Origin of the sequence: Escherichia sp. KTE31 (assembly GCF_000407925.1) — a bacterium.
Classification (GTDB): domain Bacteria; phylum Pseudomonadota; class Gammaproteobacteria; order Enterobacterales; family Enterobacteriaceae; genus Escherichia; species Escherichia ruysiae.
The window spans coordinates 1,091,892-1,105,392 of sequence record NZ_KE136723.1; the positions used below are offsets into that span (position 1 = coordinate 1,091,892).

Sequence of the window (13,501 nt, forward strand, 5' to 3'; positions counted from 1 at the left end):
TCAATATGCCGCTTTGTTAACGAAGCCTTTGAATACCGTCAGGAAAACGATTTTGATATCGAACCAGACGCTCCATTCGCGGATGTACTCAAGGTCGAACTCGACGCGTTTTTCCATTTTCTCCAGCGTGTCGGTTTCGCCGCGCCAGCCGTTAATCTGCGCCCAACCGGTAATGCCCGGTTTCACCTTATGGCGCAACATGTAGCCTTCAATAAGCTGGCGATACTGCTCGTTATGCGCCACTGCGTGCGGACGCGGACCCACAATCGACATCCCGCCGGTCAGCACATTGATAAACTGCGGCAATTCATCCAGTGAGGTGCGGCGCAGAAAGTTCCCCACTTTGGTGACGCGCGGATCGTTCTGCGTCGCCTGAGTCACCACGTTGTCGTTCTCCATCACTTTCATGGAGCGAAACTTCCACACTTTGATCGGCTTGCCGTCCATGCCGTAGCGAGTCTGGCGGAAAATAACCGGCCCCGGTGAACTGAGTTTCACCGCCAGCGCAATGCAGCACAGCACCGGGGAGATCAGCAGTAGAATAAGCGTTGCCAGCACAATATCTTCCGCACGTTTAATCAGGCGGTTAATCCCGGAAAGCGGCGTGTCATACAGCGGCACCACCGGCACACCGTTCATATCTTCAATGCGCGAATGGAGAATGTTGAAGGTAAAGACGTCGGGGATCAGCAGCACCGAACAGGTGGTGTCCGCCAGTTGATGAACCAGTTTTTTCACTCGCGCGCCGTCGCACATCTGCATCGCGATATAGACGTTATGGATTTTGCCCGCTTTCGCATCTTCGACCAGCTGTTGCAGGTTACCCGCCCAGTCGTTAGACACGCCGCCCGGTTTCGGATCGTGATAGACACCCACCACTTCAAACCCTAACCACGGTTGATTACGGAAGCTCTCCATCAGCATTTGCCCGGCAGCTAAATCCCCCGCCACGGCGACCATACGCTTGTTATAGCCATGATTACGCAGCCAGCCCGCACCAATGCGAATACACGAACGGCAAACCACCAGTCCGATACTGGTCAGCCCATACCACGCCAGCCAGATTGTCAGTTGCGTGTCGAAATCATTGTTAAACGCCACCAGTCCGGCGCTGAAAATCACACTTAACGTCCAGTTTTGTAGCAACAGGGCAAATTCTGTCGCTGCCCGAACACCGCGCCATGAGCGATAAAAATCGGTGATGCCGCCCAGCATCTGGAATACCACCAGCGTAATCAGCGCCACCAACAGGTGCATGTAGAAGAATGACAGTCCGCTCACTTCGCAAACCAGCCATAGTCCGGCAAACATGATGGTGATATCTGAAAAGCGTTGCACCATAGAGATTAACGATGCATTGGTTTTCGCTCGCTCGCGCTTTTTTAGATTTGTCATCGTTGTTCCTGTTCTATTGTCGCCTCACCCCGGCCCTCTCCCCAAAGGGGCGAGGGGGAAAAGAAAGTTCCGTGCTCTCTTCTCTCCGCAGGCAGTAGAGCGTCAGGGTGAGGGGGAAAGTAATGACATTACTCGTTCAGCAACGTTAGCAGAGTTCGCGTTCGCGCTTCCATCAGCGGCACATCACCGCGCGATTCCACATTCAACCGCACCACCGGTTCGGTGTTGGAGGAGCGCAGGTTAAAGCGCCAGTCGGCAAAGGTCATGCTGATGCCGTCAGTGCGATCCACCGCCAGCGCCTCGCGGCTAAAGTGCTGTTCGACGCGGTTAATCGCCTCAACGGGCTGCGCCAGCTTGCTGTTGATCTCACCGCTTGCCGGGAACGCCACCATCCGGTCGCGCACCAGTTCGCCCAGCGATTTTCCTTTCAGGCATACCAGTTCGGCTACCAGCAGCCACGGGATCATGCCGCTGTCACAGTAGGCGAAATCACGGAAGTAATGATGCGCGCTCATTTCGCCGCCGTAGATGGCGTCTTCCTTGCGCATACGTTCTTTAATAAAGGCGTGTCCGGTTTTCGACATCACCGGCGTGCCGCCTGCGGCAGTCACCACATCGATGGTATTCCAGGAAAGACGCGGATCGTGGATGATCTTCGCGCCGGGATTTTTTTCGAGGAACGCTTCTGCCAGCAGACCGACAATGTAGTAGCCCTCGATAAACTGCCCTTTTTCGTCAAACAGAAAACAGCGGTCAAAATCGCCATCAAAAGCAATGCCCATATCCGCGCCGTGTTTGATGACTGCATTACGGGTGTCGTCGCGGCATTCCGGCAGTAGTGGGTTAGGAATACCGTTGGGGAAATTGCCGTCCGGCGTGTTGTGCACTTTGATTAATTCCACAGGCGCACCGAGGGCTTTAAAGCGGGCTTCAATAGCGTCCACCACCGGCCCCGCCGCGCCGTTCCCGGAGTTGATCACCAGTTTGAGCGGCGTGAGGTTTTTGACATTGATATAACCGAACAGGTGATCAACGTAAGCGTCACGCAGATTGATTTGCTGATAGCGACCGCGTGTTGTTTCATCGACAGGCGGGAAGTCGTTGGCTTCTGCCAGACGCTGGACGTCGCGCAGTCCGGTATCGCCGCTGATCGGGCGAGCCCCTTCGCGCACCAGCTTCATGCCGTTGTAATCCATCGGATTATGGCTGGCAGTGACTTCAATGCCGCCATCAACACCGAGATGGAACGTGGCAAAATAGATCTCTTCGGTGCCGGACATGCCGATATCCAGCACATCGACGCCCGCATCCTGTAAACCTTTTGCCAGCGCCAGTTTTAAGGTTTCGCTGGTGAGACGGACATCACCGCCTAAAACAATGGTTTTCGGTTTAAGGAATTCGCCATAGGCGCGACCAATGCGCCAGGCAATATCTTCATTCAGTTCTTCGCCTAATTTTCCGCGAATATCATAGGCTTTAAAGCAGGTTAATTTTTTCATGTCGTTACCCTTTTTCAGGCAATAGTTGACCCTGACCGAAGCGGCCAATTTTGTTTTTGTCGTTATTTACCGGAGAATTAATCCGGTTGATTATTCAACTGCTACACCCGTCCGTAGCGATCCGCGAAACGCACCACATCATCCTCTTCGAGATAAGAGCCGGAGCGCACTTCAATTAAATCGAGCGGAATTTTCCCCGGGTTTTCCAGGCAGTGCGTCGCCCCCAGCGGAATATAAATGGACTCGTTTTCACCAAGCAGTTTGATATCACCGTCAATGGTGACTTTTGCCGTTCCCGCAACCACCACCCAGTGTTCCGCGCGGTGATGGTGCATCTGTACCGACAAACCCTCGCCCGGTTTCACGGTAATGCGTTTCACCTGATAGCGGTCGCCTGCGTCGATAGAGTCATATTTGCCCCACGGGCGATACACTTCGCGATGTACCCGATGCTCATGGCGACCATCGGCTTTGATCTGTTCGACCACTTTTTTCACATCCTGCACCGCGTTACGGTCAGCAATCAGCACTGCGTCTTTGGTCTGCACCACGACCAGATCTTTCACCCCGACGGTGGTGACCAGGCCAGATTCGGCATACACATAGCTGTTTTCAGTTTTGTGATTAATCACATCACCGTGGCAAACATTACCCTCGGCGGTGTGGGCGCTGATCTCCCATAATGAAGACCAGGAACCGACATCGCTCCAGCCCGCATCCATCGGCACCACAACCGCATCTGCCGTGCGTTCCATGACCGCGTAATCCACCGACTCTTCCGGGCAGGCGAGAAACGCTTCTTCATCCACCCGAATAAAATCGAGATCCGGATCGACGGCGCTCATCGCCTTTTCGCAGGCATCGAGAATATCCGGGCGATATTTTTTCAGTTCTTCGAGATAACGTCCGGCGCGGAACAGGAACATGCCGCTATTCCAGTAATATTCGCCGCTTGCCACATAGGCCTGAGCGGTTTCCAGATTCGGTTTTTCGACAAACTGCGCCACTTCAAAAGCCTCCGCATCCTGCTCGCCCGCAGAAACCTCGCCACGACGAATATAGCCATAACCGGTTTCTGGTAGATCCGGCACAATGCCGAAAGTCACCAGTTTGCCCGCTTCGGCATACGGCATGGCGTTACGTACGGCGGCGCGGAACGCGTCTTCATCGGCAATCACATGATCCGCCGCCAGCACCAGCATTAGCGGATCGCTCTCAGGGCTATGACGTGTTGCCGCCAGCGCCGCCAGCGCAATGGCAGGGGCAGTGTTACGCCCTGCCGGTTCGAGAATAATGTTCTCGGTAAGTTTGTTCAGTTGACGCAGCTGTTCCGCAACAATAAAGCGGTGCTGCTCATTGCAAATCACCACCGGGCTTTCGCACTCCACGCCGTTCAGGCGGCAGATGGTGGTTTGCAGCATGGTGAGATCGCCTTTCAGGCATAAAAACTGCTTGGGGTAAAGTACGCGGGAAAGCGGCCATAAGCGGCTACCGGAGCCACCTGCCATCACCACTGGATAGAGTTTCGACTGCGCCATAATTATCCCCGAATATCATTTATAAATTGACGTAACACGTTCTCTTTATCGAGCGTGCGTTCGGCATATTCACGTGCCACCGTGTTGTGTTTAGGTAGCAGAAACGCCTGACGGATCCCCGCCACCAGCGCCTCGACCGATTCCGGTTCTACGCAAACCGCAATTCCTGGGAAGGTTTCGCAGAGTTGCCCCAGCTCAGTGTGGGCTTCTGCGGTAATCACCGCGTTACCGCCTACCGCCAGAATATTGGTCAGCTTCGACGGCAATACCGCATCTGCTGCGCCGCGTTTTTGCACTACCAGATGGCAATCGCCCATCTTCAGCAGCGCGGGTAAAGCGTCATACGATTGCAGCGGGAAAAATTGCATGTTGCGCAATCCACGCTGCTGCGCCATTTTTTCCAGTCTCGCTTTGCCGCCGCCCTGCCCGACAATGGCAAAAATCAGCGGTTCATCGCGCAGGCGATCGGCGGCTTCAATAACGTTTTCCAGCCCCTGCTTTTCACCAATATTGCCGGAGTAAAGAATGATTTTTTTGTTATCCGGCAGGCCAAGCTGGTTACGAAGAGCGTCAACATCAGCCTCTGCAACATGCTGAAAACGGGCAATTTCCGACCAGTTGGGGAAGAAGATGACGTTTTCCGCCGCCACGCCTTTTTCAACGGCTTTATTCATCATTGAGCGCGAAATAGTGGAGACGTTATCGACGTTATGCAGTCCGCTACGTTCGAACGCCGTCGCCAGCTGTGCCACTTTGCCTTTTCCGGCAAGACCCAGCCCCAGCATGGCGTCCACTTCGTAATCCTGAATATGCAGCACCGTGCGCGCGCCAGAGAGTTTCGCCAGCAGGCGCATTCCCGGCGTGCAAAACAGCGTTGGCACTACGCCGATAATGCGATCCGGCTTCCAGCGACGTTGCGCCATCAGCGGGAAAAAACTGCTGGCGGCAAAACTGCCGAGATGTAACAGGCGTTTCAGTGTGCTCGGCTGTTTTGGCACGTACAGCGGGCAGCGCCACACCGTGGCGGCCCCCTCTTCTCGTTTGTACCGCCAGGCGGAATAGTTCTCGCCCACCTGCCATTGCGGGTAGTAAGGCGGTGCGGTAATGACCCGCACCTCATGACCTTGTGCCGCAAGCCATTCCACCATCTCTCCGGTGTATTTGCCGATGCCGGTTAACTCCGGCGAGTAGTTAATGCCGTAGACCAGTATTTTCATAATCCGGGTACTCCGGCACGCTTCTCAGCGAGAAAATAGGCGCGGCTGTTAGCGTGAACATTGTCACTGGCGAGCAGCGCGTCCGGCGTCAGCCAGCGGTAATCGTCATGCTGCTCATCCGGCAGTAACAGCTCTTCTTCCGCGACTCTGAAGCGAAAACCGAGCACCACATAGTGAGTGGTGAAATCCGTGCCGGAGAAGTTATCGTCATAAAAATGCTGCCAGACACCGTAAAACTGGCCTGCTGTTATCGGCAGACGCAGCCCCAGTTCCGCCATCGTCAGCCGCTCAAATGCGGCTTCCAGCGTTTCGTCTTTCTGCACGCGCCCTCCCGGCACAAACCAGTAACCCTGCGCCGGGCGGTTGGTTCTTTTGCCAAGCAGAAACTCGCCGCGACTGTTCTCGACAATAAAGTCGAGAGAGACAAGCGGAGTGGAGCGCACTACCGTGGCAAAGTCTTCCTGACGTAAAAACATCATTACCCCCGAAAGCGGTCTTGATTCTCAAGGAACCACTGGTAAGTGCTGGCAAGCCCCGCTTCCAGTGAGATTTCGTGATACCAGCCAAGCTGATGCAGGCGCGTCACATCCAGCAGTTTGCGCGGCGTGCCATCCGGTTTGCTGGCATCAAAAACCACCCGGCCTTTGTAACCCACCACTTTGGCGATGGTTTGCGCCAGCTCGCGGATAGTGGAGTCAACGCCCGTGCCGACGTTAATGTGCGACAGCATCGGCTGGGTATTTTCCAGCCAGACTTCGTGCGCCAGCTCCATCACATGAATGCTTGCCGCCGCCATATCATCGACATGCAGAAATTCGCGCATCGGTGTACCGCTGCCCCACACCACCACGTCCGGCGCATTCTGTGCAGTCGCCTCGTGGAAGCGGCGCAGCAATGCAGGGATCACGTGCGAGTTACTCGGATGGAAGTTGTCGTGCGGCCCGTACAGGTTAGTCGGCATGACTGAGCGGTAATCGCGTCCATACTGGCGGTTGTAAGATTCGCACAGTTTGATCCCGGCAATTTTGGCAATGGCATAAGGCTCGTTGGTCGGCTCCAGCGTACCCTGCAACAACTCGCTTTCTGCCATCGGCTGTTTTGCCAGTTTCGGGTAGATGCAGGACGATCCGAGAAACAGCAGTTTGTTCACGTCGTTCTGATGCGCGGCGTGAATGATGTTGCTCTCAATCATCATGTTCTGATAGATGAAATCCGCCGGATAGGTGTTGTTGGCGACAATGCCGCCCACTTTTGCCGCCGCCAGATAGACCTGGTCAATGCGCTCGCGGGCAAAGAAATCATGCACCGCGCGACTGTCCAGCAGGTTCAGCTCGTCGCGGGTGCGTAATACCAGTTCCACATCACCGCGCTGTTCGAGCTGCCGCCTGATGGCGGAACCGACCATCCCGCGATGGCCAGCGATAAAAATTCGTTGTTTACTCATGCTTATGACTCCAGCGCGATCGCCACGTCGTAGCCGTGAGATTTCAGCAGAGAGTGTTTTTTCGCCGCTTCGAGGTCATTAGCCACCATTTCAGACACCATCTCTCTGAGGGTGATTTCTGGTTTCCAGCCCAGTTTTTCGTGCGCTTTGGTCGGGTCACCGAGCAGCGTTTCAACTTCAGCCGGACGGAAGTAACGCGGATCAACGGCGATAATCACATCACCCGGTTTAACGCCCGGCGCGTCATGCCCGGTGACGGAAACCACAATGCCCTTCTCTTCAACACCCGTGCCTTCAAAGCGCAGTTTGATGCCCAGCTGTGCTGCCGCCATTTCCACGAACTGACGCACGGAGTACTGAACGCCGGTAGCAATAACGAAATCTTCCGGTTGTTCCTGTTGCAGCATCATCCACTGCATTTTTACGTAGTCTTTGGCATGACCCCAGTCACGCAGAGAATCCATATTGCCGAGGTACAGGCACGACTCCAGCCCCTGGGCGATGTTGGCGATTGCGCGGGTGATTTTGCGGGTGACGAAGGTTTCGCCACGGCGCGGAGATTCATGGTTGAAGAGAATACCGTTGCAGGCGTACATACCGTAGGATTCACGATAGTTAACGGTGATCCAGTAGGCGTACAGTTTGGCGACCGCATACGGAGATCGCGGGTAGAACGGCGTGGTTTCTTTCTGCGGAATTTCCTGCACCAGACCATACAGTTCAGAGGTGGAAGCCTGATAAAAACGGGTTTTCTTTTCCAGACCGAGGAAGCGGATCGCCTCCAGCAGGCGCAGCGTACCCATCGCATCAACGTCTGCGGTATATTCTGGTGACTCAAAAGAGACCGCAACGTGGCTCATCGCGCCCAGGTTGTACACTTCGTCCGGCTGCACTTCACGCAAAATGCGCGTCAGGTTGGAGGTATCACTCAGGTCGCCATAATGCAGATGGAATTTCGGATTGCAGGTGTGCGGATCCTGATAAATGTGATCCACGCGCTCGGTGTTGAATGACGATGCACGACGCTTAATACCATGCACCTCATAACCTTTTTCCAGCAGAAACTCTGCCAGGTAAGAACCGTCTTGTCCGGTTACACCGGTGATGAGAGCGACTTTTGACATGTCTTATTCCTCTGTATTTTTTGAATTTATTCAGTTTCAACGCGTTCGCGTATCACCACTGCGGGATTCCCCCGGCAAACCACATTTGCCGGAAGCGATTTAAAAACACTGCTTCGCGCACCCACGACGGTGCCGTCGCCGATCGTGACGCCAGGGGCAACAAAGACATCGGTTGCCAGCCAGCATTTCTCACCAATCACAATGGGCGTGGCGTTAATGGTGAAATGTCGACTTGCATGATCGTGGCTGCCGGTGCATAAATAACTTTTTTGCGATATCACCGAATGCGCGCCAATGGTTATTTCACCGAGGGTATATAAATTGACCTCATCGCCGACCCACGCGTAATCACCTAAGGTTAATTTCCACGGATAGGTAATTTTTACTGACGGACGAATAACTACGTTTTTTCCTATTTTTGCGCCGAATAAACGTAATAAAAATGCCCGCCAGCGATACAATATTTGTGGCGACCAGGCAAATATTGTTGCCTGTACCGCCCACCATAATTGCACTTTAATAGCATTGCTGCCCCGGAACCCTTTCGGCACCGAGAAACCACTTAAATCTTGCATTGATATTCCTTATATTCAAAGTTTGTTATATAAGGCTTTAGTCTTACCCGTCGTACGCTGGCGTAAATGCCAGGATAATTCTGACCAGAAGCCTGGCACATGTAATATTTGCCGTTGGACTTTTTTCGCGTCAGCACACAATTCCATATTATTGGTGGTTGATACCCCACCCATAGAAAATTCAGACACCAGGCCATTGAATTTTTTAAATACATAACCAGCTTTATACATTTTTGCCGCCAGCGCATAATCTGAAGAAACTTTATATTCCAGGTCATAACGCCATTTTTTTAAGCCAGATACCGGGAAAAATATCGCCTGATGACTGGCGGGCAGGCTGTGATAAATATACCAGCCAGGTTTGGCGCTACGTTTAATTTTATGACCGTCGCCAAAGTCCAGCAGCGCATCGCCGGTGATCATCACGTTATCTTTTTGCACTTTTAACTTACGAACAAAATTTGCGGCATCCTGATGAAAAATATCACCCGAGTTGAGAAACAGCGCAAACTTGCCTTGTGCCATTTCAATACCTTTGTTCATGGCGTCGTAGATACCGTTATCTGGCTCGCTGACGAAGCGTAGGTTATAGACACCATTGAGATTTTCCAGATACTCACGGGTGCCGTCATTGGAGCCGCCATCGACTACAATCCATTCGAAGCAGATATCGCCCGCCTGCGCCAGATGCGCCAGCGAGGCGTGTGTTTTGACTATCCCTTCCAGGTTACGAAACGCGACAGTGATTATGCTAAGCAACATGTTTTACCTCGTAATACCCGTCATACTTCAAGCTGCATGTGCGTTGGTTTTCCTCGCTCACCCCAGTCACGTACTCGTGTACGCTCCTGGGGATTCGCTGCGTCACCAACTTCCTGCAACTCGAATTATTTAGGGTATATATTTAACGCTTTTCGCAAAATAAACGGACAGACGATTAAAAATGCATATTCCGGGCTAAATATCGAACCGGTAAAAAACAGTGATACCGGCGTAAAAAGATAGAGCTGCACGCGAAAATTGCGATTATCGCCAAAAGCGTTGAGCATCATTTTTATCACTTTCCCCATGTACCACAGCGATAAAAACACCGCGAACCAGGAAAAATAAATAATCAGCAGATACAAACCATTGTCTATGGTTTTTCCGACATCCGCACCGTTAAATATTCCGAATGATGCGACATATTCATAAAGTGAGCCAAATCTGACTACGCCGTCAATATGGGTCAAAGAATAGCCGACCATCACCAGCGGACCGACAATACGATAATACGATGACGATCCTTCCGTACCTAAATCTCCCAGACGGGTGGAAATATAAGGAAACGCAATTACCACACCAACCAGGAATACAGCCAGAGAAATCAATGCTAACGGTAACTTTTTCTTAATCGCCTCTTTATTCAGATATTGGAATGCCCACTCCAGCAAATAAAACAGGATAAAGGTCATAACCCCTGAAAACGATCCGGATAATATTATCCCTGCGAGAATCATAGCATCTGTTTTAGGTGTTTTGATACCAAACTGTTTGATACTGAGCCAAATTGAGATTAATGCCAGAGCGAAAAATGCCGGTTCGAAATAAAGTGCTGTCGTGCGCTTGCCACCGAATTTAATGAAATTCAGTACATAGCTGTTGCTGTAAATCAGATATTTCGAAATCGACTCCATAATACTGCTGCCGCCGGTGAGGATAATTTGCGCCATCTCCACCGCCGCCAGCGCCACCACCAGCCCGACCACCAGATAAAAGAAACGTAATATCTTGCGATGGTTGTGTGGCGAAATGGTTTTAAAGCGAATGCTCCACACCATGCCAATAATGATCACGATATAGACAAATAGCATGGTTGAAGTGACGTATTTGCTGGCATCCAAAGACTGACCAAACAAATAGTTAAACGCCGTGAGCCCCGCGCCAATCCCTAAGGCAATCATCAATTTTTTAACGCTGATGCGCTCTAAAAACAGCAGTAACAAGACGGGTAAAAAAGTGACGATGGTAATGGGGAAACTTTCGCCAAGCTGGGCGATTTTGACGTTAACCAGCAGGTAAATCAGCGGCAGCAACAGGTAGCTACAGATTCTGATAGACGTTGACATACTCCTCCAGCATCTGTTGTCCACTGTAGGCGACGCGGCTGCGCTGGCTGAACCCGGTCAGCGTGGTGCCAAATATCGCCTGCGCGATTTCCGGTTTGCTTAACTGCACCAGTTGCAGCACGTCTTCTTCACTGACGGTTTTACCGCCGGATTTTTGCAGCACTTCCCGCGCTGCATCGCTATGGGTGGCGATCACCGGCACGCCAATCGATAGCGCCTCACACAAAATCAGCGGGTAGTTATCGACACGAGAACTGAACACCAGCGCATCCATCTGATTGAGCGCGCTCATCAGCTTACGTTTGTCGGTTTCAAAGCCGTGATTGACCACACTACCAGCGGTGAACGGCGAGAACTTACCGAAGGTATGCAGTTCGATTTTGTCGCCCAGCGCCATCATCTCGCGCACCAGTTGCTGGTTAGTTTTGCCGTCGTAACGCAGGTCATGCGCCACCACCGCGATTTTCGGCTTGCCCTGGGTTTCGCGCACCGGTGGCAGTTCCGCCAGAATGGCTTCGGTTGCCATATCAATGCCGTTATTGATAATCCGGCAGCGCCCTGGACCGTACAGGCTATTGAAAGCGTCAGCCACATGCTGGCTGGGGGAAATAAACTGACAGCCCAGCGCCAGCATCTCGCGAAACAACTGGCGTTTGCCCGCCACCAGCTGGTGTGCGCGATCAATCTTCACCGGCGGATAGTTATTTAGCGTCGGGCATTTCTGGCAGCCGGTTTTCCAGCCTTCGCAACCGTCGGTAAAGGCGCAGCGTCCGGTAACGCTCCAGTGGTCGTGCAGCGTCCAGACCAGGGTGACATCCGGTTTATGGTTTTTCACTTTTTCGCAAAAGCGCACCACACTGTTAAGATTCAACCAGTAGCTGTGCAGCACATGAAAATGCAGAACTACCGGCCCCGACGTGCGGGTAATAGAACGGTACAACTCATTGAAATTGCCGAACAGATCGCGATTAAACAGACGAAACAGCGCAATGTTCGCCATCGCGGTCATCCGAGGCGTATGTTTGATTACCTGCGGATAGTGTTGATGACTGACGCTCTCTTTGCCGCCTTTGCCGTAGCCGTAGACAAAATGTGACGCCAGCCCCTGTTGCAGCGCGCGCTGGTGGAGATCTAACGCCACACCTGCCGCTCCGCCTTCCGCCAGTCGCACATTAAATTGCAGAATATTCATTTAATTACCTTCACTCGCGCTTTTTCTCCCACCACCAGCGCGTTGTCCGGGACAGAATCGAGCACCACGCTGCCCGCGCCCACGGTGACGTTGTTTCCAAGCGTGATATCACCCAGAATAATGACGTTGGCACCGAGTTCGACGCCGTTGCCAATTTGCGGACACGCCATGTTGTCGGCACCACGATTGCCGATAGTGACACCGTGGCGAATGGTGAAATCATTCCCCGCTACCACGTTTTTATTGATCACTACGGCGTAACCGTGATGAATGGTAAAGCGGCGGCCAATGGTCGCGGCGGCCTGGATTTCATAACCGAAAAAGCCTTCGGTGATAATGCGATACAGCACCAGCAGCGGAGCCGCCCACAAATTGTTGAGGACGTTCTTTTTGCGCCACACCGAACAAAAATGAGCAACGCGATAGGCAAGAACCATGCAACACGGGCGTAAACTCCAGCTATTGGCACGCAGATCTTCCAGCATCTTTAGCGCCCCCGTATGCCATCAGCCAGACGTTTGCCGTTACGCACCGACAGCAGCGTCAACAAAGTCCGCCAGGTCATGCGTTTATTGCGGATCTGGTAGAGGGTAAACAGCTGATATTTTTTGCTGGCGCGGTCAAATTTGTCTTTGTGCTTGCGGTAAAAGTGGAAGTATCCGGAGAATTTTTTCGGTGACGAGGTGATCTGCATTTCGCCGTGATTGATATGCAGGATCTGCGTCGCCTCTTCCACTTTCCACGGTTCGCCGTACTCCACCACCATCCGCAGGAAGATGTCGTAATCCTGTGCTGCTTTCAGTTCGGTATCGAACAAACTTTCTTTGAAACGCCACGCCCAGGTAAAAACCTGGTTACCGATGATATTGCGTTTGTAGAACAGGCGGCGTGAATAGGGTGATTTGGGATACAGCGGCAGGCTTGCCGGTTGGGAGTAGACTTCGCCCTGGCAAACGTAGTCGTTGGCATACAAGAACGCATGAGTAACCAGTTGCTGTTTATGGGCGAGGAAGACGCTCAGGCGGTTGGGTGTCCATTCATCATCATCATCGATCCCGGTGATGTATTCCCCTTGCGCCCGCATAATTGCCTGGTTACGTACCGCGCACGCTCCGCTGTTAATATCGTTGTGAATATAGGTGATACGCGGATCGTTGAGGGTGGTGACGTACTGCTGAAGCTGTTCCCAGGACGTGGAGCAATCATCCACGATGATCATCTCCCAGTTGCTGTAGTCCTGGCGCAGGACCGATTTTATCGCCCGAATCGCCAGTTGTTGGCGGTTCCAGGTCGGCATATAGATTGAGATCAGCGGATTGTCTTTCATAGGTTGTTCTCCCGGCTTATGAGCTGGTTTACTTGCCTGATGCGGCGTGAACGCCTTATCCGGCCTACGGGGCGATGCGAAT

The 13,501-nt window shown here is 52.6% G+C and carries 13 protein-coding genes; all 13 read right to left on the minus strand.

All coding sequences use genetic code 11. The annotated features are described in order from the left end of the window. The 13 genes from wcaJ to wcaA all read right to left on the minus strand — a co-directional run bounded on the left by wcaJ (position 1) and on the right by wcaA (position 13,419). Positions 1-1,395 (minus strand): undecaprenyl-phosphate glucose phosphotransferase, encoded by a 1,395-nt coding sequence (gene wcaJ / locus WES_RS08135; protein WP_016158515.1) that lies wholly within the window; start codon positions 1,393-1,395, stop codon positions 1-3. 128 nt (positions 1,396-1,523) lie between these two features. Then, positions 1,524-2,894: a colanic acid biosynthesis phosphomannomutase CpsG gene (gene cpsG / locus WES_RS08130; RefSeq protein ID WP_016158516.1), complete on the minus strand. Its 1,371-nt coding sequence runs from the start codon at positions 2,892-2,894 to the stop codon at positions 1,524-1,526. Between the two features lie 101 nt (positions 2,895-2,995). Further along, positions 2,996-4,432: a mannose-1-phosphate guanyltransferase gene (gene cpsB, locus WES_RS08125; RefSeq protein WP_016235225.1), complete on the minus strand. Its 1,437-nt coding sequence runs from the start codon at positions 4,430-4,432 to the stop codon at positions 2,996-2,998. A 2-nt stretch (positions 4,433-4,434) separates the two neighbouring features. Further along, positions 4,435-5,649 (minus strand): colanic acid biosynthesis fucosyltransferase WcaI, encoded by a 1,215-nt coding sequence (gene wcaI / locus WES_RS08120; protein WP_016158519.1) that lies wholly within the window; start codon positions 5,647-5,649, stop codon positions 4,435-4,437. Next, positions 5,646-6,125: a GDP-mannose mannosyl hydrolase gene (gmm, locus tag WES_RS08115; protein WP_000479836.1), complete on the minus strand. Its 480-nt coding sequence runs from the start codon at positions 6,123-6,125 to the stop codon at positions 5,646-5,648. The genes wcaI and gmm overlap by 4 nt, the downstream gene beginning before the upstream one ends. A gap of 2 nt (positions 6,126-6,127) precedes the next feature. After that, entirely contained in the window at positions 6,128-7,093 is a 966-nt protein-coding gene (gene fcl, locus WES_RS08110; RefSeq protein ID WP_016158520.1) for a GDP-L-fucose synthase, read from the minus strand. A 2-nt stretch (positions 7,094-7,095) separates the two neighbouring features. After that, the gene (gene gmd / locus WES_RS08105) at positions 7,096-8,217 is read right to left on the minus strand and encodes a GDP-mannose 4,6-dehydratase (protein WP_000048190.1); all 1,122 of its coding nucleotides are present in this window, start codon (positions 8,215-8,217) and stop codon (positions 7,096-7,098) included. A gap of 26 nt (positions 8,218-8,243) precedes the next feature. After that, positions 8,244-8,792, minus strand: a complete 549-nt coding sequence (wcaF, locus tag WES_RS08100; RefSeq protein WP_016158521.1) for a colanic acid biosynthesis acetyltransferase WcaF — start codon at positions 8,790-8,792, stop codon at positions 8,244-8,246. A gap of 15 nt (positions 8,793-8,807) precedes the next feature. Then, positions 8,808-9,554, minus strand: a complete 747-nt coding sequence (wcaE, locus tag WES_RS08095; RefSeq protein ID WP_016158522.1) for a colanic acid biosynthesis glycosyltransferase WcaE — start codon at positions 9,552-9,554, stop codon at positions 8,808-8,810. Positions 9,555-9,679: 125 nt separating this feature from the next. Beyond that, entirely contained in the window at positions 9,680-10,900 is a 1,221-nt protein-coding gene (gene wcaD, locus WES_RS08090; protein WP_016158523.1) for a colanic acid polymerase WcaD, read from the minus strand. Beyond that, positions 10,875-12,092, minus strand: a complete 1,218-nt coding sequence (wcaC, locus tag WES_RS08085; RefSeq protein ID WP_016158524.1) for a colanic acid biosynthesis glycosyltransferase WcaC — start codon at positions 12,090-12,092, stop codon at positions 10,875-10,877. The genes wcaD and wcaC overlap by 26 nt, the downstream gene beginning before the upstream one ends. Further along, the gene (gene wcaB / locus WES_RS08080) at positions 12,089-12,577 is read right to left on the minus strand and encodes a colanic acid biosynthesis acetyltransferase WcaB (RefSeq protein ID WP_000888750.1); all 489 of its coding nucleotides are present in this window, start codon (positions 12,575-12,577) and stop codon (positions 12,089-12,091) included. The genes wcaC and wcaB overlap by 4 nt, the downstream gene beginning before the upstream one ends. A gap of 2 nt (positions 12,578-12,579) precedes the next feature. Further along, the gene (gene wcaA, locus WES_RS08075) at positions 12,580-13,419 is read right to left on the minus strand and encodes a colanic acid biosynthesis glycosyltransferase WcaA (protein ID WP_000654514.1); all 840 of its coding nucleotides are present in this window, start codon (positions 13,417-13,419) and stop codon (positions 12,580-12,582) included. Positions 13,420-13,501 lie beyond the last annotated feature (82 nt).